The 20,970-nt window shown below is 42.5% G+C and carries 18 protein-coding genes; 7 read left to right on the top strand and 11 right to left on the bottom strand.

The window, feature by feature from the left end:
* Positions 1-62: 62 nt before the first annotated feature.
* From ACZ5C4_RS01705 to ACZ5C4_RS01680, 6 genes are all read right to left on the bottom strand, one after another.
* Complete coding sequence (locus ACZ5C4_RS01705; protein ID WP_464519538.1) at positions 63-860, bottom strand: ABC transporter permease subunit; 798 nt, start codon at positions 858-860, stop codon at positions 63-65.
* The gene (locus ACZ5C4_RS01700; RefSeq protein WP_464519537.1) at positions 857-1,759 is read right to left on the bottom strand and encodes an ABC transporter ATP-binding protein; all 903 of its coding nucleotides are present in this window, start codon (positions 1,757-1,759) and stop codon (positions 857-859) included. The genes ACZ5C4_RS01705 and ACZ5C4_RS01700 overlap by 4 nt, the downstream gene beginning before the upstream one ends.
* Before the next feature lie 11 nt (positions 1,760-1,770).
* Positions 1,771-2,388 carry a TetR/AcrR family transcriptional regulator gene (locus ACZ5C4_RS01695; protein ID WP_186876130.1) on the bottom strand — a complete coding sequence of 206 codons (618 nt, stop codon included), beginning with the start codon at positions 2,386-2,388 and terminating at the stop codon, positions 1,771-1,773.
* A gap of 111 nt (positions 2,389-2,499) precedes the next feature.
* The gene (locus ACZ5C4_RS01690) at positions 2,500-2,925 is read right to left on the bottom strand and encodes a MarR family winged helix-turn-helix transcriptional regulator (RefSeq protein WP_464519536.1); all 426 of its coding nucleotides are present in this window, start codon (positions 2,923-2,925) and stop codon (positions 2,500-2,502) included.
* A gap of 58 nt (positions 2,926-2,983) precedes the next feature.
* Complete coding sequence (locus ACZ5C4_RS01685) at positions 2,984-4,840, bottom strand: ABC transporter ATP-binding protein (RefSeq protein WP_464519535.1); 1,857 nt, start codon at positions 4,838-4,840, stop codon at positions 2,984-2,986.
* Positions 4,840-6,567: an ABC transporter ATP-binding protein gene (locus tag ACZ5C4_RS01680; RefSeq protein ID WP_464519534.1), complete on the bottom strand. Its 1,728-nt coding sequence runs from the start codon at positions 6,565-6,567 to the stop codon at positions 4,840-4,842. The genes ACZ5C4_RS01685 and ACZ5C4_RS01680 overlap by 1 nt, the downstream gene beginning before the upstream one ends.
* A gap of 352 nt (positions 6,568-6,919) precedes the next feature.
* Here ACZ5C4_RS01680 and ACZ5C4_RS01675 point away from each other — a divergent pair, with 352 nt between their 5' ends.
* On the top strand, positions 6,920-7,141 hold the full coding sequence (locus ACZ5C4_RS01675) for a hypothetical protein (protein WP_464519533.1): 222 nt from the start codon (positions 6,920-6,922) through the stop codon (positions 7,139-7,141).
* Between the two features lie 81 nt (positions 7,142-7,222).
* Here the strand turns inward: ACZ5C4_RS01675 and ACZ5C4_RS01670 are convergent, their stop codons facing one another.
* From ACZ5C4_RS01670 to ACZ5C4_RS01650, 5 genes are all read right to left on the bottom strand, one after another.
* Entirely contained in the window at positions 7,223-8,197 is a 975-nt protein-coding gene (locus ACZ5C4_RS01670) for a DnaJ C-terminal domain-containing protein (RefSeq protein WP_464519532.1), read from the bottom strand.
* Between the two features lie 269 nt (positions 8,198-8,466).
* Positions 8,467-9,534 (bottom strand): pyridoxal phosphate-dependent aminotransferase, encoded by a 1,068-nt coding sequence (locus ACZ5C4_RS01665; protein ID WP_464519531.1) that lies wholly within the window; start codon positions 9,532-9,534, stop codon positions 8,467-8,469.
* A gap of 65 nt (positions 9,535-9,599) precedes the next feature.
* Positions 9,600-11,030 carry a Na+/H+ antiporter NhaC gene (nhaC, locus tag ACZ5C4_RS01660; RefSeq protein ID WP_464519530.1) on the bottom strand — a complete coding sequence of 477 codons (1,431 nt, stop codon included), beginning with the start codon at positions 11,028-11,030 and terminating at the stop codon, positions 9,600-9,602.
* A 39-nt stretch (positions 11,031-11,069) separates the two neighbouring features.
* Positions 11,070-12,605: an acyl-CoA carboxylase subunit beta gene (locus ACZ5C4_RS01655; RefSeq protein ID WP_464519529.1), complete on the bottom strand. Its 1,536-nt coding sequence runs from the start codon at positions 12,603-12,605 to the stop codon at positions 11,070-11,072.
* Between the two features lie 36 nt (positions 12,606-12,641).
* Positions 12,642-13,529, bottom strand: a complete 888-nt coding sequence (locus ACZ5C4_RS01650; protein WP_464519528.1) for a DUF6282 family protein — start codon at positions 13,527-13,529, stop codon at positions 12,642-12,644.
* 287 nt (positions 13,530-13,816) lie between these two features.
* On the opposite strand from ACZ5C4_RS01650, the gene ACZ5C4_RS01645 reads away from it, so the two are divergent.
* From ACZ5C4_RS01645 to ACZ5C4_RS01620, 6 genes are all read left to right on the top strand, one after another.
* Entirely contained in the window at positions 13,817-15,001 is a 1,185-nt protein-coding gene (locus tag ACZ5C4_RS01645) for a pyridoxal phosphate-dependent aminotransferase (RefSeq protein WP_464519527.1), read from the top strand.
* 33 nt (positions 15,002-15,034) lie between these two features.
* Positions 15,035-16,081, top strand: coding sequence for a fumarylacetoacetate hydrolase family protein (locus ACZ5C4_RS01640; RefSeq protein ID WP_464519526.1), 1,047 nt, complete (start codon positions 15,035-15,037; stop codon positions 16,079-16,081).
* A gap of 85 nt (positions 16,082-16,166) precedes the next feature.
* Positions 16,167-17,165 (top strand): hydroxyacid dehydrogenase, encoded by a 999-nt coding sequence (locus ACZ5C4_RS01635; protein WP_464519525.1) that lies wholly within the window; start codon positions 16,167-16,169, stop codon positions 17,163-17,165.
* Positions 17,166-17,257: 92 nt separating this feature from the next.
* On the top strand, positions 17,258-18,529 hold the full coding sequence (locus tag ACZ5C4_RS01630; RefSeq protein WP_464519524.1) for a Glu/Leu/Phe/Val family dehydrogenase: 1,272 nt from the start codon (positions 17,258-17,260) through the stop codon (positions 18,527-18,529).
* 119 nt (positions 18,530-18,648) lie between these two features.
* A complete protein-coding gene (locus ACZ5C4_RS01625) occupies positions 18,649-19,476 on the top strand; it encodes a FadR/GntR family transcriptional regulator (protein WP_464519523.1) in 828 nt (275 codons plus the stop codon).
* Between the two features lie 293 nt (positions 19,477-19,769).
* Positions 19,770-20,969, top strand: a complete 1,200-nt coding sequence (locus ACZ5C4_RS01620; protein ID WP_186876114.1) for a homocitrate synthase/isopropylmalate synthase family protein — start codon at positions 19,770-19,772, stop codon at positions 20,967-20,969.
* The last annotated feature ends 1 nt before the right edge of the window (position 20,970 follow it).

Here is a 20,970-nt window from a genome sequence, read left to right as displayed (position 1 = left end):
AAAGCCGCCTCAAAAGTCCAAACGGATGGTTTCTACTTTTAGAGGCGGTCTATCTATAAAAACTACAAAGGCAAGTCTCTCCTGTCAAATTTTACAATCCCCGCGCAGATAAGCGCTATGCCTGTCAAATACAACACTGCACACATGATCCAGGCTTTTGTTTCTCCTAAACTTAGCCCTTCTACATCAAAAAGTGTAACAGGAGTTATATATTTCAGATTTTCAAATTTATCTCCCACCTGGGAAATCATCTGTACTAATATGGTATATACGACCACAACAGAGGTAAATCCGACAGCATGTCTGGATTCGTTGCTAAGACAAGATACGAAAAATCCTGCTCCACCGAAGAACAGTAGGATACCCAGGAGCCCCACATTTACATAAAAGAAGCCTGTCATATCCAGTTCTCCTGGAAAAAGTATCTTGCTTGTCACCGCCAAAAGCCCAAACACATAGAGCACCATCAGAACCAGACAGCCCACCATAAATATCGCCTGTGTCCGCATAATTTCTCGGCGTTTTCCCGGTCCTGCCAACAGATATGCCATAGAGCCATTATCTACATATTTTGCACACAGCCTGTTTGTCAAAATAATAATAAACACGCCTGGAAACGCCACAAACAGCATTCCATATAAATAGCCAGAAAGAAATTCCAGAAGCGTCTCTCCTACTTCCGCCATGCCAAATGCCGCAAATATCTCCGGCATACTTTCCGCCATCATCTTAAGGCTTTCCCCCAACTCCGGCTCATACATCATTGTCACCATAACGCCGTACATTGTCAGCACAGCAAGAAAAATTGTAAGCAGGAGCCAGTTTGATTTTATTTCCTTTTTCAACAACGTTATATTCATACTTTTTCTTCCTCCCCTCCGTAGAAATGCAGAAAGAATTCTTCCAGGCTCTGTGTCTGTACATTCCAGTCTGTCACAGTATACCGCCCTGCTTTTTTTACAAATGTATCCAGCTCTTTTCCCACTTTTGCTCTGACTTTGCGCGTACCCTCTGTATACTGCGCTCCATGAATTTCCCCTGCAAATGCCTTTGCCATATCAGGTGAAGCAAATGTCACTTCCATCATTTTTTGCCGTCCCGCCTGGAGCTTTTCCATTTCCTCAACCGCCACGATTTTTCCTTCTCTTATAATCGCCGCCCTATCGCATGTCCTTTCGATCTCCTCAAACATATGGGAGGACATCAGAATCGTCTTTCCCTGTTTCTTTTCGTTTAAGACCAAATCAATAAAACGATTCTGCATAACCGGATCCAGGCCGCTGCTCGGCTCATCCAGAATATACACCTGGGTATCTGGGTTCATAAACGCACAGACAATTCCTATTTTCTGCTTCATCCCTTTGGACATTTTCTTTAATTTCCCCGATGCATGCAACTCAAACATTTCTATCAACTCTTGTGCGCGGCCCAGCCCGTTCATTTTCTTTATATCTGCCACAAACCGAATGAAGTCCATACCACTCATAGAATCAATAAACGCAATTTCCCCCGGGAGATAGCCCACCAGAGCATGTATTTTGTCTGCCTCTTTAAAGCAATCCCTCCCCATAACCGATAATTTCCCGCTGTCCGGCCGGATAAATCCCATGAGCTGCCGGATCGTCGTCGTTTTCCCCGCGCCGTTCGGCCCCAGGAACCCAAGTGTCTCCCCCTCCCTCACAAAGAAATTAACATCAAACACGCCTCTGCCACGTCCATAGTCTTTCGTGACATGGCTGATTTCTATTATATTTTCCATCTCTATCTCCCTTACTCCTGCCTTAAATAAATGCTTTTCCAAAATGTGATCAAACGCTCAAAGGTTGCCCACGCTTCCTCTGCGTCCAGGCTTCCATTTTGCATCAATGCATGGAGGCACCCGTCGCACGCCCAGTAATTCTCCTGAACCAGCATATGTAAGTCAAGCCCCGTAACAAACGGCTCCTGTTCCATTGCCTGCAAAAAAGGCTGGTTATATTTCAAGAGGAGAAGCTTACAGCGTCTCTGCACTTCATCTGCTATATCGACATCCGCCTCATAAAATCCATTTATCATAAACTGTGACAGCTCCGGCTTTTCTGCCAACAATTTTATTTTATATCTCATCCCTTCTTTTAGCAGTTCAAAATATCCTTTCTGTGCCCACTTTTCCATTCCTGCTTCCTGCATAGATTCCTCCACAGTGCGTATTGCTTCGTCCCACAGAAACCAGTACAATTCTTTCTTATTCTTAAAATAATAAAACAACAGCGACTTACTGATTCCTGCTTCTCTCGCAATCTCGCCGACTGGACATTTTTTATAGCTGCCGCCTCCAAATACCCTGTAACCAGCCTGTATAATCCGCTGTTGTTTTTCTTTTGGCAGGGAATAAAACTTTTCATTCATTGCCCTTTTCCTCCCGCTGTTTTCCTTACCTCACCTTATTTTAGAGCGACTGACCGTTTTTGTGAACCCTGCTTTTCTATATTTAATTTCATTTTTATACCGGAAACACCATTACCTTTCCAGTTCTTTTTCTACTTTGTGAAGAAGTATCAGCAAAGTCTCGCTCTCTTCTTCTTTTAACCCCGCACATATTTTTTCGTCCAGCTTCTGAAATCCTTCTGCAATCTCCTCCGCCTTTTTATATCCGTTTTCTGTCAGCGCAATCAAATACGATCTCCTGCACTGTGGGTTTTTCTCTCTTTTTAAATACCCTTCCTTTTCCAGACGATCCAGTACCCTCGACATCGTCGTGACATCCAGATCACACGCATCTGCCAGCTTCTTCTGCGTTACGGGTTCATGCGCTGCAAGAAATTGCAGAATACGTGCCTGCCCCTGTCCTGGGGTCAGACCGATCTCTTTTAAAAAATTCTGCACGATCTTTCTTCTTGCCTGTTCTATTTGAAATAATGTCTTTCTGATTTCTTCCTTCTCCATCCTTCTGCCATCTCCTCTGTTTCCGCTTTTTACTTTCTTTCAACTTGCCTGTTTTCTCTTAATCCAGCTCATACATCCCCATATAAAGCTGATAGTAACGTCCTTTTTTCTCAAGTAGCTCCTCATGGCTTCCGCGTTCTATAATTTCTCCTTTTTCCAAAACCATGATTGCCTTAGAATTTCGTACTGTAGACAGCCTGTGTGCAATCACAAAAACCGTCCTTCCCTCCATAATCGCATCCATCCCCTTTTCGATCAGACGTTCTGTTCTTGTGTCGATAGAACTGGTTGCTTCATCCAGAATCAGGACGGGAGGCTGCGCTACCGCTGCCCGTGCAATGGCGAGAAGCTGCCTTTGTCCCTGGGAAAGATTATTTCCGTCACTGTAGAGCATTGTATCATATCCGTCCGGCAGCCTGCGTATAAAAGAATCCGCATTGGCAATCTCAGCCGCTTTGCGTATCTCATCGTCCGCAGCGTTCAGCTTTCCATAACGGATATTTTCTGCGATTGTCCCCGTAAATAAATGCGTATCTTGTATAACCATAGACAGGGAACGTCTCAGGTCGTCCTTTTTAATCTCTCGTATATCGATCCCGTCATATAAAATTCTCCCGCTTTGTATCTCATAAAACCGGTTAATCAGATTGATAATCGTTGTTTTGCCCGCGCCGGTAGAACCCACGAACGCAATCTTCTGCCCTGGCTTTGCATAAAGGCTGATTCCATTTAAGATTGTTTTCTCCCTCACATACCCGAAAACGACATTCTCAAAACGAACGTCTCCTTCTAAACGGATCAGCTCTGTCTTTTTGCCGTCCGTTTTTTTCCATGCAAAGATTCCTGTGTATGTCTCACACTCCTTAAGCGAACCATTTTCTTTTTCCTCTGCCCTGACAAGCGTAACCTTCCCTTCATCCTCCTCGACTGGTTCATCCATCATTTCAAATATACGTTCTGCCCCCGCCAGCGCCGACAGGATAAAATTAATCTGTTGTGTAAACTGATTTAACGGCATAGCACTCTGCCTTACATAGACCAGATAAGATGCAAGACTCCCCAGATCCATCATCCCGCTTAGTGCAAACAAACCTCCCACACAGGCACAAACTGCGTAATTTCCATAGGAAAGGCTCACAATCGCAGGCACCATCATACCAGAATAACTTAAAGCGCTGGTAGACGCTTTCCTAAGCGCTTCATTTCTTCTGTGAAATTCCTTCATATCTTCCTTTTCATGGTTAAAGATTTTTTCTACCTTCTGCCCTGCTACCATCTCTTCCACAAAGCCATTGATCCCTGCAAGCTCCGTCTGCTGCCTGCTATAGTACACTTTACTTCTCTTTCCGTTCCATTTAATAAATAGAAACATAATCCCTAAAAACAGGCAGACAATCAACGCCATGACCGTATTTAAGACAAATAGCATAATCACAGTGCCTGTCAGTGTCAGGAAACTCTGGATCGCCATTGTAAAGCTATTATTTAACGCCTCCTGTACAGTGTCCACGTCATTCGTAAACCGGCTCATCATCTCCCCATGCGTGTGCTCGTCAAAATAACGAAGAGGAAGCTTCTGGACATGTGCAAATAAATCCTGCCGTATATCCCCTACAATCTTCTGCGCTGTTTTTACCATCAGGCGATTATATGCAAAGGTTGCCAAAGCGCCGCACAAATACATACCTCCCATTCCCACCACTGCAAAAGCAAGCCCCCTTACATTTCCCGGCAGAATCAAAGAATTAATGACTGGTTTGAGCAGATACGTGCCCATCACACTGGCGGATGTACTGACTACAACAAGAACCGCAACCAGCAGCAGCATCCATTTGTGGATTCCCATATAGGCAAGCAGATGCTTTAATGCCTGCTTTGTATTCTTCGGACGTTTATATCCTGCATAACGTGCCATTACAGATCCACCCCTTCCTTCTGGGATTCATATATTTCCTGGTAAATACGATTACTCTCAAGCAGTTCTTCATGCGTACCTATCCCCTGTATCCTTCCGTCATCCAGAACTACAATAAAATCCGCGTGCCTGACAGAAGAAATTCTCTGCGCGATAACGATTTTCGTCATATGCGGCAAAAATTCTGCAAGCTGGCTTCGTATCCGCGCCTCTGTCGCTGTATCAACTGCGCTGGTAGAATCATCAAGTATCAGTACCTTCGGTTTTTTCAGGATGGCTCTGGCAATACAGATCCTCTGCTTTTGTCCTCCTGAAACATTCACGCCGCCCTGTCCCATCTCCGTATCGTATCCTTTTTCCAGCCGCCCCAGAAACTCATCCACTCCTGCAATCCGGCATGCTTCGTCCAACTCACGCTGTGTTGCATTTGGATTCCCCCACAGTAGATTTTCACGAAGCGTCCCAGAAAATAAGGTGTTTTTCTGCAATACGACCGCTACCGCGTCCCGCAGAGTCTTAAGCGGATATTGATCTACTGTTTTCCCGTCAATTAAGACTGACCCTTCCGTCACTTCATATAGGCGGGGTATCAATTGCACCAGCGTAGTCTTAGCCGATCCGGTCTGCCCGACGATCCCAACTGTGCTTCCTGCCGGAATTTTTAAATGCATATCAGACAACACATATTCTGGCGCTTCCTTTTTATATTTAAAATACACATGGTCAAACACGATTTCTCCTCGGGTGACTTCTATGTCTTTTGCTTTATCCTCCCGAATATCAATCTCTTCATCAATAACCTCCAATATACGTTTACCTGACGCTAAAGAACGCGTCATCATCATAAAAATATTGGAAATCATCATCAAAGAATTTAAAATCTGAAGTACATAGCTTAGAAATCCTGTCAATTCTCCCACCTGCATATTTCCGACCTGGATCATCCTTCCTCCAAACCAGAGAATTGCAAGTATTGTCCCGTACATGACAAACTGCATTGCCGCCATATTCGTAGAAGCAAGCTTAAACGCTTTTTCTGATTGTGTTTTTAAATTGGTATTGACTTTTTCAAACTTTTCTATTTCGTATTCCCCTCTGACATACGCCTTTACCACTCTCACCGCTGTCAAATTTTCCTGGATAATCCGGTTCACCAGATCAATTGCCGACTGCATTTTCGCATACAGCGGACGCACATGGCTGATAATCGCATACAAAAAAACAGCAAGCACTGGTAAGGCTATGAAAAATACAATAGCAAGCCTGTGATTGATAGAAAATGCCACTGCTGTCGCCAGCACTAGCATAACCGGCCCCCTGCACGCCGGACGCATACCGCCGGAAATGGTATTCTGAATGTTTGTCACGTCACTCGTCATGCGCGTCACTAAAGAAGAGAGCTGAAAATGATCCACATTTGCAAAAGAAAATTCCTGGAATTTGGCGTACTCCGCTTCTCGTAAGTTGGCTCCCAGCCCCTGGCCGCAGCGCGCGGAAAAACGTGCGCTCCCTATCCCCAGTACAAGGGCAAGCAGAGCGCAGACAAGCATAATCCCGCCTTGCTGGAAAATGTATACTTTATCCTGATTCGTAACCCCGATATCCAGTATGTTTGCCATAATCAGAGGGATTACCAGTTCAAAGACAGATTCCCCTGTAATGCAGATAACTGCCAGATACATATACTTCTTATATTCACCCATGTAAGAAAAAATCCGACGAAGCATATTTCTTTCTCCTTTCATAGTTGTATATACAACTATTGTATGCGCAATTATTATCAATGTCAACCTCTATCGCCTTTCTCTGCTACAGAAAAACAGTACGACCAACAGACTAAAATACTCTTTATTGAGATAGATATACAAAATTGATATAATATGGATTATGAAGAACTAGACAAATAAAGGCTATTGTCCAGTATTAGAGGAAATCCAGGCGTACGTCAACAAGCCTGTGTTTACTCAATCTTGCTTAGATTTGAAAGCACAATATACTTGCAATGAGAAGCTAGGTATCTTCTCTCAAAAATGTTATAATAGTACTATATTACTATTTCACTTGTAAAGGAGGCTTCTTATGAATGTATCAAATCACCCTTCCATTACCAATGAAACACTTCTCAACAAAGCCCAGGAAGTAGAGCAGATTTTGTCACTCTATAAAGAGGGAAAAAATATAACAGAGATTGCATCCACTCTGCATTTTGAACAATCCTATGTACAGGATGTCCTGCTTTGTGCACAGACACTTGCCGAAGAGGATGCTATGGCGATCGCCATGGTTATGGAAGATTCTTAAACGGGTGGCACAAAATTCTCGCACTAGTATAAAACAGGTGCGCCGCCTTTTAGCGTCGCACCCATTTTCTCATCTTTATTTTTATGCTACATTTGTTTTTTTCTGCTTTCTGCAGGCAGCGTCAAATTCTTTTAATTTCTCCCGCGCCTCTGGACTCAAATTCGTCGGCACCTGTATCTCTACCCTCACATACAAATCTCCGTATACATTCGGGTTTTTTACAGATACAATTCCTTTTCCTTTCAGACGAATTTTCGTGCCTGGCTGAATCCCTGCATGAATCTTGCAGACAACATTTCCTTTCAATGTTTTCACCACTGCCTCTCCACCAAATACCGCAGTTGTAAAAGGTATGGAAGCTTCTGTGTATACGTCCATTCCTTCCCTCTTAAATCCAGATTTTTCCCCGACATTTACTTTCAGCAGAAGATCTCCTGCTTCTGCCCCTCCTATGCCTGGTGCTCCTTTCCCACGCAGTCGGATTGTCTTGCCCGTATCAATCCCCGCCGGAATAGAGACCTGCAACGCCTGTATTTTCCCATCTTCTTCCTGCAAATGCAAAATCTTGTTACATCCAAATGCCGCTTCGTCAAAGGTGACACTCACTTCTGCCCTCAGATCGGCGCCTTTCTGACGAAAACCGCCCCTGCCAAAGCCCTGTGCCCTTGATTTTCCGCCACAAAAAATACCGCTGAACATATCACTGAAAATATCATCCATATTGCCGCCCTCAAAATGATATTCTCTGTAACCTCCATTCTGTCCGCCAAAACCGTTTTTAAAGTCAAACCCGCCAAAGTCACCGGCTTCCCTTGCATTTTGGCTTCCGTCAAATGCCGCATGTCCAAACTGATCATACAGTTTCTTCTTTTCTTTATCACTTAGTACATTATATGCTTCTGTAACTTCCTTAAATTTTTCTTCCGCCTGGGAATTTCCTGCATTTGTATCTGGGTGGTACTTTTTTGCAAGCTTCCTGTATGCTTTTTTTATTGTATTTTCATCTGCATTCCTGTGAATACCTAAAATGTCATAGTAGTCTCTTTTTACTGCCATTACATATCACCTCTCTCTTTCCTAATACTTAAAAAGAATGTGCTTTGCACATTCTCGCACCGAAGTGCGGCTGTGTCAGCAGCCATTTTCCACTTGCGCGCAGTGTGCATCCCACGGAGGGTTTTATTGTATAGGGAACGGAGTTTCCTATACAATGAAAAAGAATCCCCGGAATATCTCCGGGGGTTTTGTTCTATATGTAATATAGCAAATATAATTTTAATTGTCAACCTTATATTACTGACTTCTATTTCTTTTCCAACAATTTCTTATAGCATTTGATCGATTTTACGTAAGATTTTTAATACCTCATCCAGTTCTTCTCTTGGTGGAACACGCATACGGACGGCATTAGGACCCACGCAATAAAAATTCTTTCCTGACACAGCGCTAATTCCTTCACACGACAACGCCTTTGCCAATTCAAAATCCGGCCGCGAATGGTATAACATAAAAATCGGAACATGTACATCCGTCCATGCTATTTTTAAATGTGTAAACGAAGTATTCATAATTGGAAGCTTCAAACCACGTACTACATTTCGAAGATTTGAAAGAAAGTCCGCCTCTTTTAGTACTTGCGCACAGATACGGCGTGCGAGAGTATTCCCATCATAAGGAGATGTCAACTTTTTCATCTCCTCTATAATCTCAGGCCTTGCTACAAGATACCCCAACCTAAGCCCTGCAAGCCCAAACCCTTTCGAAAATGTGCGGAGAACTATAAGATTATCATACGTCTTTATTAATGTTATCGCAGAATTTTCAGAACGCATATATTCGCCATACGCTTCATCAACAAGTACGCATATATTATCTTTTGCCGCTTCTCTTACAATATATTCTATCTGTTCCAACGGAATACATTGACCTGTAGGATTATTCGGATTATCCAAATATATTAAGGTATCTGTCTGTTCTATCTGTTCTGTGAAACGTTTTAGTTCAAATCGGTAGTTTTCACCCATAGGACAGGCACGGTATATTCCTCCGCAAAACAGCACATCTGAGCAGTAAGAAGAATACTGTGGGGCATAGCCCAGTACGTTTGTCCCTTGTTCAATTAGTAGTTTATTCACAAGATACAATAGCTGCTGAGAACCGTTTCCAAGAAGAAACATATCCATCGTTGTATCCGCCACCTTTTTCCAATAACAAGCCAATTCTTCTATTAAAGCGTTATCTTTTGGATAATCAGCCAGACCCAACTTTCGACAACAATCCGGCAGCAAAAGATCATTAATTCCGGCAGAACAGTCAATTTGCATACAGGCATTATTATCCTGCACATATGTCATCTTTTGGTTAGCTATTACAGATGCTTTTATTTTAATCATTTTTTCTCCTAAACGGCAGCCCTGCATAAAGCAAATGGCTGCCGTACATTTCCCACTTTCTTAACTTAGGCTTCTGCTGCGTCCGTAACCGGTTCTTTCCGCCATACAAACCAACCTGTGCATGCATAGAGAATTGCAAACAACGGTACGATAAAGCTTAAGAACGCATAAGGTATATATGCGATTCCAATACCAAGCACGGAATACATATAAGCACACGATGTTCCCCATGGAACCAGCGGAGCACCGATTGTACACGTGTCTTCCAACGTCCTGGACAATACTTTTGACTGTATTCCCATTTTGTCATATGCTGGCCGGAATGTCCGTCCCCCAAGAATGATTGGCATTACCTGATGACCAGAGATTAATAATAAGGAATAGCAGTAAACCATCGTTGAGAGAATAAGTCCGCGTGGTTTATGTACTGCTTTAAGCAGGACATTTTTCACCAGACATTCGATGACGCCGCTTCTTTCTAATACAGCGCCCATGGTCGCAGAAAGAATAATAATCGCAACTGTTCCATACATAGATGTCATACCGCCGCGTGATAAAATCGTATCCACCATGTCGACTCCTGTATCCGATACGAATCCGTTCATCGCTGCTCCTAAAACTGCTGGAAGACTTGCTTTCTGCAAAACACAGGCAAACACACCGCTGACCGCGGTACACCCTAACATGGCAGGTACAGCCGGCATTTTCAAAGCGGAAGTAACCAAAACCAAAAGCGCCGGAATCAATGCAAAAATAGTAATATTAAAATTCGATTCCAATGTAGTCATAATGGTTTGAACGCTACTCAAATCTGCATTTGCAGAAGCACTGTGTATTCCTAAAACTGTATATAGAATCAGACATATCACCGTAGCAGGTACTGTCGTATACATCATGGAGCCAATATGGTCATACAAACGGGTTCCGGACATATCTGCCGCTACATTCGTTGTATCAGACAATGGAGAAAGCTTATCTCCGAAAAATGCTCCCGAGCACACTGCTCCTGCCATCAACGGGGCAGAAATATCCATACTGATTCCCACGCCAAACAAGGCGAGTCCCATTGTAGCAATCGAGCCAAAAGAACTTCCAGTAAACAGGGAGGTAATGGCACATAGCACAAAAGTCAACGGAGTAATTACTGCTGGAGAGCAAAGCTTCAGACCATAGTAAAGCAGCGTAGGAACTGTCCCTCCTATAATCCAGATGCCCACCATCATACCTACACTTATCAAAATCAAAAGAGTGGTAGCTGAATCTCCGACAACATGTTTAATTGTATTTTGTACGTCCTCCCATTTATTTCCCATTAGAAGAGCAAATACAATCGCGATGCATCCTCCCATAGCAAGTCCCATCTGGATTCCTACATCGCCTCTTATCGCCGCTACAACGGCGGCAATCACGCAGACAAGTGCCAAAAATGCCTGCCACACTTTGGGTTCTCTGCGTATTCTCTCTTTTTTTACTTCCGTCGTTTTTTCTTTTTTCATCTCACAATTCCTTTCTTCACTTAATTATCCGCATTTTCCTTACAATGGGATATTTCCATGCTTCTTAGGTATCCTTTGTTCTGTTTTTTGCTCCAACGCCCGAAATGCTTCCATCACTCTTTTGCGTGTCTCACCCGGCACGATAATATCATGTACATATCCAGACTCCGCCGCCATATATGGGTTCATCATAATTTCTTCGTATTGGTGAATATATTCCTTTCGTTTCGCTTCTGCATTTTCTCCTTGCTTTATTTCTTTTGCAAAAATAATATTGGCGGCTCCTTCCGCCCCCATCACCGCTATTTCGGCTCCGGGCCAGGCAAATACATAATCCGCACCAAGGTGTATAGAACACATTCCAATATAGGCACCACCGTATGCTTTCCTTGTAATTACAGTCACTTTTGGTACATCAGCTTCCGCATACGCATACAAAAGTTTCGCTCCATGACGGATAATCCCCCCATATTCCTGGCTTTTTCCTGGTAAATACCCTGGTACATCTTCCAATGTCAAAAGTGGGATTCCAAATGCGTCACAAGTCCGAATGAATCTGGCAGCCTTATCCGAAGCGTTAATATCCAGACAGCCTGCCAGTATCGAAGGCTCATTTGCAATCACTCCTACACTTCTCCCGTTCAACCGGATAAAACCGGTTCTTATATTCCGCGCAAACTCTTCTTGATACTCAAAAAACTCTCCCCGATCTGCAATTCCATCAATTACACTCCGCATACTGTATGGTTTCCGCGGATTCGCTGGCACAATATAATCCATATTTTGATCTCGCCGAAGCTCTTGTTCCCCCTCCTTTCTTTCCGGCAGCTTCTGCTCTGAGAGCAGTTCTATTAATTTCCGTATTCTGCCAAAACAGTCTTCCTCTGTCCGATCTCTAAAATGTGCACAGCCACTTATCTCGTTATGTATCTTTGCACCGCCTAGATCCTGGGAAGAAACAACCTCACCTGTCACCTCTTTTAATACCCGTGGCCCTGTAATAAACATCTGGCTTATACCATCAACCATAAACACAAAGTCCATCAATGCCGGCGAATATACGGCACCGCCGGCACACGGACCTAATATCGCACAAATCTGAGGAATTACACCCGAAGAACGGATATTATTTGTAAAAATTTTTCCATAACCACCCAGAGCATTTACACCCTCTTGGATTCTGGCACCACCCGAATCATTGATTGCTACAATCGGTGATTTTGTTTTTAGGGCTTCTTCTTGTACTGCAGCAATTTTATTCGCATGCATCTCACCAAGTGTTCCCCCAAGGACAGTGAAATCCTGTGAATATGCATATACGAGATGTCCCTGCACATATCCATGTCCCGTCACAACCCCATCTGACGCTGCAGCTTTGCTTTCCATACCAAAAGCAGATGCATGATGCTTCACAAACAGTCCAGTTTCTACAAAAGTACCTTTATCAAAAAGCATTTCCAGCCTTTCACGTGCTGTATGCTTCCCTAAACCACGCTGTTTTTCAACTGCCTTACTCCCTCCACCCAGCCGAAGCTTTTCCTTTATTTCAAGAAGTTCTCTTTGTTCCCTAGTCATACTACATTCCTCAAATCATTTTTTATAAATACTTATTTATACCCCAAGAAGCTTTCCTGGATTTTCCGAAGTTATCTTCCGGATCTCTGCTTCTGTAAGCCCGAATTTCAGCATATCTGAAATAAAATTCCGCATGCCTTCCACTGGATGGGGACGCCCTACCTGCCCTAGATCAGATGCAACTACGCAATATTCAACTCCATGTCCACGAATCATCTCATAAATCTTTTCATGTGATGATTTATTCGAATATACCAACGCCAACACATGTTCTACATAGACACCTTGCGCCGTCAGTTCCTGCATCTGTTCTGCCGTGGCTTTTAAAAGATGTTCCGGATGATCTACGACAATTTTTTCTATACCGGCTTCCTTCGCAGCCTTAATCAAGGCATATGTCTCCGGCCAGGAAAGATGACCTGTTCCAAGTACTACGTTTTTTTGTGCGATCAGTTCGCAAATTTCATATACTTCGTCTAATAAGCTCCCGTCTTCCTTCAATATAGAAAGCGGCGGATCCTGTGAAAGCGCAAACTTTGTTTTCGGCATTGCAGCCTGTGCCTTTGCCGTCATCTTCGCGTGTCCTTCTTTGTGGAACCTGGCCGAAAGCGTCGGCATCCATATTACTTTTGCGCCACAACCTAGTGCCGCTTCAACCACGCGGGGATTCACTCCACCTGCCGCATTGTTTAATGCTACGCTTCCATATATATGAAAGGGCGCCTCCCGGACTATATATTTCTGAATAATGTTTGCCGTTTCCGCCGATGGAATATGCTGATCTTTAATTACGATCGCTTTCTGTCCCGCAGCCATCGCTTCCTGTGCCGCCTCTACATGATCCAATGAACGGCTTATCAGTCCCGGGCCACTGTGGATATGCATGTCCACAGACCCCTCTAATAATGAATCTATCTGATCCATAGTTCATACCTCCTTTAAATAATTGCGCAATTTAAATAATATCATAATATTATAATACCTTTATATCAATTATGCATATCAAACAAAAATATGTCAACTGTCACATATTACTAGTTTTTTTTGCATTTTTTTGTACAAATTATTGCGTCGAAACATATTGACAGAATACCTTTCAAAAGGTATTATCATAGTATGTTTGATACACCATTGTGAAAATAGCACGTATTACTCAGCATCTATTTTCCGTTGTATCTACAAAAATAAAAATGAGAGAAAGGATGAATGGCATGAAAGATTATGAACCGAAAAAGATGAAGGCAATTACATTTACCGGAATCCGGCGCGTTCTTGAAAGAGCCGGGCAATTAGAAGCCGATGGAAAATCCGTAATCCATTTTGAAATCGGCCAGCCTGACTTTGTCACTCCAAAGTATATCCGCGAAGCAGCATGTGCTTCTCTTCAGGCAGGTAATACACGCTATACTTCTAATTACGGAACTATAGCACTGCGTAAAGCCATCGCGAAAAAATTGGAAAAAGAAAATCACATCCACGCGGATCCCAACAGTGAAATTATGGTTACCGTCGGCGGAGAAGAGGCAATGGCTGCCGCTGTCCTTGCACTGGTGGATGCCGGAGATGAGGTGATCTTATCCGATCCGGGATATTCCCCTTACGACAGCATTGTCAAAATCGCAAACGCTGTTCCCGTTTATGTACCTTTACGTGAAGCAGATAACTGGAATTTTGATTTGGAGATCCTTAAGCAGAGCATCACCTCTAAGACAAAGCTGATTATGCTTTGTACCCCTTCTAATCCGACCGGTACAATTATGGACAGGGAAAGCTTAGAAGAACTCAGCCAAATTTGTATCGACCATGATATTCTTGTGATCGCAGACGAGGCTTATGAGCGTATTCTATATGAAGACAATGTACATACGTCTATTGCTAGTCTGCCTGGAATGTGGGAAAGAACAATTACAATTCAGTCCTTTTCCAAAAGTCATTCCATGTGCGGTTTCCGGATAGGCTACATTGCTGCCTGCAAAAAATTAATGTCCATTTTAATCCGCGCACATCAAAAAATTGTACTCTGCGCAACTTCCTCCTCACAGGATGCTGCTCTTGCAGCGCTCACACAGGAGTCAGATGAAATTGCTTATATGATGGAACAATTTAATAAGAGACGCGAATTAATATATAGTACATTAAAAGAACTCGGACTGCCCTGTGCATATCCGCAGGCTGCATTTTATGTATTTCCAAATGTCTCTTCTCTAGGTATGGACGGCGATACCTTCTGCCAGCGTTTTCTTGAGGAATATGGAGTAGCCTGTGTTCCTGGTAGTGACTTTGGCCCTGGTTCTAAAAATAACCTCCGGCTCTCCTATGCTACTTCTTATGAAGACTGCGCCGAAGGAATGGAACGTTTAAAGAAATTTGTAGCAGATATCCGTTCCAAACAATAAAAATAAAACAATAAGAAATGGAGAATAAAAATTATGAAACTTTGTACTTTTAAAACAGGTCGTGAACAGCGCGTAGGCGTATTGATGGAAAATGGTAAAATTTTGGATGTAAACTATGGATATGCAGCAGCACTTAAAGCCGCAGGAAAGGCAAAACCTCAGGAACGTGCAGATGTTATGACACCTCCTTGCATGATCGGTGTTATCGAAAGTGGGGAGGAAGGCAAAGAATGTATCAGAGAGGCTATGGCTTATGCCTCTAAAAATCCAGATGCAGCCGGTCCAGAAGGGGAGCAGCTACTTTATGATACTGACAAAATCACCTATATGGCGCCAATCCCTGCTCCATCCAAGATTTTTTCTATAGCAATCAACAATAGACAGAAATATGAAATCGCAGATCTGCCAGATGGGCCAAAACATCCGTATTACTTTATCAAGGTTCCAACCTGTGTCGTAGGCCCTTATGACACACTCGAAATTCCAAAAGAAATCGGCAATGTCGGCTCTGAATCTGAAATGGCGTTTGTCATTGCTAAAAAAGGGCGTTTCATTGATGAAAAAGAGGCTGAAAGTTATGTTTACGGTTATACTGTACATAATGATCTTACTGCTCACTGGCTCCGCGATAACAGAGAATGGATTGTTTCCAAACGTTCTGCTGAAGAAGGCGGCGACAAACGACTGACGTATGCCGGCAGATATAAATGCTACGATTCTTTCGCTCCTATGGGGCCATATCTGGTTACCGCTGATGAAATCGAAGATGTAAATAACCTGGATATCGACGCATGGCTTGACGGAGAACACATTCAGACAGGTAATACCAGAGATATGTTTTTCAAAATTCCATATCTCATCAGCTACCTTTCTGGCGCGCACACTCTTTGTGCCGGTGATATTGTATCTTGGGGAACTGTACAGGGCGGAGACGAAAAGCATGCTGAAAAACGCAAAGATATCAAAGTGAAATTTCAGCATGTTGACCTTGGCAAAGGAAAAGTTCTCACAACAGAAGTAGAAGGTATCGGAAAAATAGCAAACCCGATCAAGGTGATTTCTGACGATATGATTAAATAATCCAGCAACCGAAGGCGGGATATACTCACAGCATATCCCGCTTCGTCTTTTCATTTCATATGTCAACTTAACAGGAGGTATCTATATGAAACTTAAGAAAAAAGTCCTTATCACTCAATTCATCCATCCAGACGGCATGAAAATACTTGAGGACGCAATAGAACAGGTTGTACTAGCACCAGATCCAAAACCGGAAACACTTCTTTCTATGATGGATGAATCCATAGATGGAATCATTGTCCGCCATAACCGTCTGACCTCTGAAATGATTCAAAAATGCCCGAATCTTCAGGTTATCGCACGTCACGGTATTGGTACTGAATTGATCGACCTTGAGGCCGCAACAAAGCAGGGCGTCATCGTGACAAATACTCCGCATGCCGCCACTGTATCCGTTGCAGAACACACCATGATGTACATCCTGATGCTTGGCCGCAAAATAATGACCGCAGACAAAGAACAAAAGAAAGGAAATTTTGCTATCAAAGTTACTTATAAACCCGATGATATAGAAGGAAAAACAGTTGGCATCATCGGTCTCGGACATATAGGCAGCATTGTTGCCAAATACTGCAATATATTCGACATGAATGTAATCGCGTATGATCCACGTCTGAGTCCGGAAGACGGCGCAAAATACGGAGCAAAAATGATGCCTGACATGGATAGTGTATTGAAGAATGCAGATTTCGTAACGCTCCATACGCCGCAGACAGAAGAAACTATCCATATGATGAGTAAGGAACAGTTTGCGAAAATGAAGCCTTCTGCTTATTTTATTAATTGTTCCCGTGGCCCTATCGTAGATGAAAAGGCACTTATAGAAGCGTTGGAAAACCAAACTATCGCAGGTGCTGCCCTAGATGTCTTTGAAACAGAACCAACGGATAAAGACGGAAAACTTCTGGATACTTACCAGAAATTGTTTTCTATGGAAAATCTTATTATCAGTCCTCATTCTTCTGCCCTTACTGTCAGTGGTTCCAGAAAAATGGCTGTTCAGTCAGCAGAACAGATGGTCAAAGTACTTAAGGGTGAGAAAGCAGATTGGATTGTAAACACTGCAGTACTTGAAAAGCTCTAACATAAATATCAAAAATGAGTTATGGTGAATGACGCACACCATCTTTATTATATTTGCGCCTCAAGCGTCAGTGGTGCAGAATGGAGATTAGAATGTGTACAACATCTGAAAAATACAATCCTTACGATAATGTAGTTTCAACTGTAAAGCATGCCGCTTCACTTCTGCAATATGATTCCAGCGATTACGAAGCTGTCCTGCATCCAGAACGAGAGTTAAAGGTTTCTGTTCCTGTGCGTATGGACGATGGAAGCGTCCGAGTCTTTGAAGGATACCGTGTGCAGCATTCCACTTCCAGGGGGCCTGCCAAAGGCGGTATCCGGTACCATCAAAACGTAAACCCAGATGAGGTAAAAGCGCTTGCAGCTTGGATGACTTTTAAATGCGCCGTTGTAAATATCCCTTATGGCGGAGGTAAAGGCGGAATTGTCTGCGATCCCTCCGAACTATCTGAAGCGGAAATCCGCCGTCTTACTCGTCGCTTTACAGCTATGATCGCCCCTATTATAGGACCTGAACAAGATATTCCTGCTCCTGATGTAGGCACAAATGCAAATGTCATGGGATGGATCATGGATACCTATAGCATGCTCAAAGGGCACTGTGTTCCAGGTGTCGTCACCGGTAAGCCCCTGGAATTAGGCGGGGCCCTGGGCAGAAGTGAGGCAACCGGACGGGGAGTTATGATTACTGCTCTTAATATTCTTCGCGCTTTACATCTGCCAATATCAGGAACAACCGTAGCTGTTCAAGGAATGGGGAATGTCGGAAGCGTTTCTGCAAAGCTTTTACATATGGCGGGCATGAAAGTAGTAGGAGTAAGTGACGTCTCCGGCGGACTTTACTGCGCCGACGGATTAGATATCCCGGATATTATTCAATATTTATCCGAAAAAAGAGGAAATCTCTTAAAAGATTATAAGAAGGAAAATGTCGTTCATATTACCAATGAAGAGCTTCTTGAACTGGATACTGTCCTTCTTGTCCCCGCGGCGCTGGAAAATCAGATCCACGCTGGAAATGCAGACAAGATTCAAGCCAAAGTCATTGTCGAAGGAGCCAACGGGCCAACCTCTGTGGAAGCCGACGAAATCCTAAAAAAGAAGGGCATCATACTGGTGCCTGATATTCTGGCAAATGCTGGAGGTGTCATTGTTTCTTATTTTGAGTGGGTACAGAACATTCAATCTGTAAACTGGAGTGAAGAACATGTAAATGAACAATTAAAAGAAATTATGGATCAAGCTTTCAAGTCCGTGTGGGATATTTCCCAAGAAAAAGGGACCACCTTACGGACAGGTGCTTATCTGATCGCTGTCAAACGCGTTATAGATGCTAAAAACCTGCGTGGAATCTGGCCTTAAGCAAACAGCTTCCTCCAGGTCATGTTTGGCAAGCAATTCTAATTTTGTTGATTTTCAAGGGAGTTGTATGGTATTATTATATGGAAAGATATAGGAAAGAAAGTAATGGTGAAATACTCATGCCAAATAATAATTCATTACACGTCAAACGTGTTACACTGGTAGACGCTGTCGTAGAACAGATGATAGAAGCAATTAAAAGCGGACGTTTTAAAGAAGGGAAAAAAATCCCGTCTGAAAAAATGTTAACTCAAGAATTTGGAGTCAGCAGAACAACGCTCCGTGAAGCATTTAAAAAGTTAGAGTATTTTGGAATACTCTCTATTAAACAGGGAAACGGAACTTATGTAGTAGATGCCAATACTGCGATGTCTATTCTTACTTCTGATGAAAAATCAGCAGAAGGCGAGGATTCTTCTGTAGAAGAATCCTCTCTTCCGCCTTTAGCAGATGATAACTCTAACGTAAGAGAGGCAATCCGTTCTCTATTTACAATCGGAAATTATCAGCTTTCTCATTATATTGAAGCCAGAAATTGTATTGAACGCGAAGCGTTTCGACTGGCTACAGAACGATTAGATGAAAAAGCTCTTGTTTTTATTGAAAAAAATCTTAAAAAACAGGAAAACTGTGAATCTCCAGAGGAATATGCAAAGCTAGATTATGATTTTCATTCCCAGTTGATTATGCTCTCTAAAAACGAGTTTTTGTTTCAGTTTTGGAGTGCCTTAAGTCCGTTTGTAAAAGAACAGCTCCAGCGCTCCAGCGCTGTGGAAGGTGTTATAAAGCATTCTTATTCTTATCATAAAAAAATATTGAATGCATTAAAAGATAGAAATTATAAAAAAGCATATAGTTTAAATACCGATCATCTGCGTATCATGCAAGGACGTATGTTAACCGAGGCTTCCAAGCAGACAAGTATTTCGCAGGAGAACTTTTTATAATATAGATTTATTCTTTGATAAACAGATATATATTTCTCAGCAAATATTCCCGACAGGCACTCCTGTCGGGAATATTTTTTTCTGTGTCATTCTTCTATTTCTCTGTATTTTCATTCTATTTCATACTCCCGATCTTTCTCTTCCAGCCCTTATATTTCGTATATCTTATTTCGTATTTTCTCTTGACTTCTAATAGATATAGAGGTATGATGAAATTATCATAAAGGTATTAACATAATATGTTAATATTTCTTAAATGTATAATAAAGGTATATACAAAAGGAGGAAAAACAATGTCGTATTTTAAAGAAGATGCATGGTGGGCTAGCCCATACAATGATCTAAATGAAGTAAAATCACTGATGACTGCAGGACAAAAAGTAGAAATCCATGACGCCACCCTAAGAGATGGAGAGCAGACTCCTGGTGTAGTATTCACTAAAGATGATAAAGTGCGCATCGCAGAAATGTTAGATCAGATCGGTGTAGAAAGAATTGAAGCAGGTATGCCGGCGGTCTCCAAAATGGACCAGGACGCCATCAGAGAAATCTCCAAGAAAAATCTTAAAGCGGAAATTTATACATTTGCTCGTGCAACACGCCAAGATATAGATATGGCTGTAGACTGCGGCGCAAATGGTGTTGTCATCGAAGTTCCAATCGGCTATCCAAAATTAAAATATCAATTTGATTGGACATGGGAAAAAGTATTTGAAAAAAGTGCTGACTGTATAAATTATGCGAAGAGCCAGGGCCTGAAAGCTGTTTACTTCCCGTACGACACAACACGTTCCAGAGTAGAAGATTTAGAAAATTTGATGGCTGCGATTATGAAAGAGGCAGCTCCAACTTCCGTTGGTGTAGTGGATACAATGGGTTGTGCAATGCCACAGACAATAGAATACCTTGTTAAAAAGATGAAAAAAATGACCAATGATCTCCCTGTAGAAGTACATACACATAACGACTTTGGCATGGCAGTTGCAACAGAATTAGCCGCTATAGCCGCAGGCGCTAGTTGTGTACATTCATGTATTAATGGGTTAGGTGAACGAACCGGAAATGCTTCTCTTGAAGAACTCATGATGTGCATGAAGATTATGATGGACATGCCTAATGATTATAAAATAGAAAAACTTCCGCAAATGTGCAAAGAAGTTGAAAAAATCTCTGGTGTAAAACTCGCAAATAACAAACCTGTAGCCGGTATTCGTAATTATACCCGTGAATCTGGAATTGGTATCGATCTTGTCGTAAAGCAACCACTTGCTATGTATGCTACAGATCCACGATATTTCGGCCGCGAAGGAGATATTGTACTTGGTAAAAAGAGTGGAAAAGCTTCTATTGAATATTTTCTTGACAAACTAAATCTCTCTGCAAATGCAGAACAAATCACTTCCATCTTAGCAAAAGTAAAAGAAAAAGGAATTGAAAAACGAGGCCTTCTAACAGAAGAAGAGTTCTTAGACATCTATCACGCAGAAGTATAAT

This window comes from Mediterraneibacter flintii, assembly GCF_055387595.1.
This window is presented reverse-complemented; position numbering and strand designations above follow the sequence as displayed.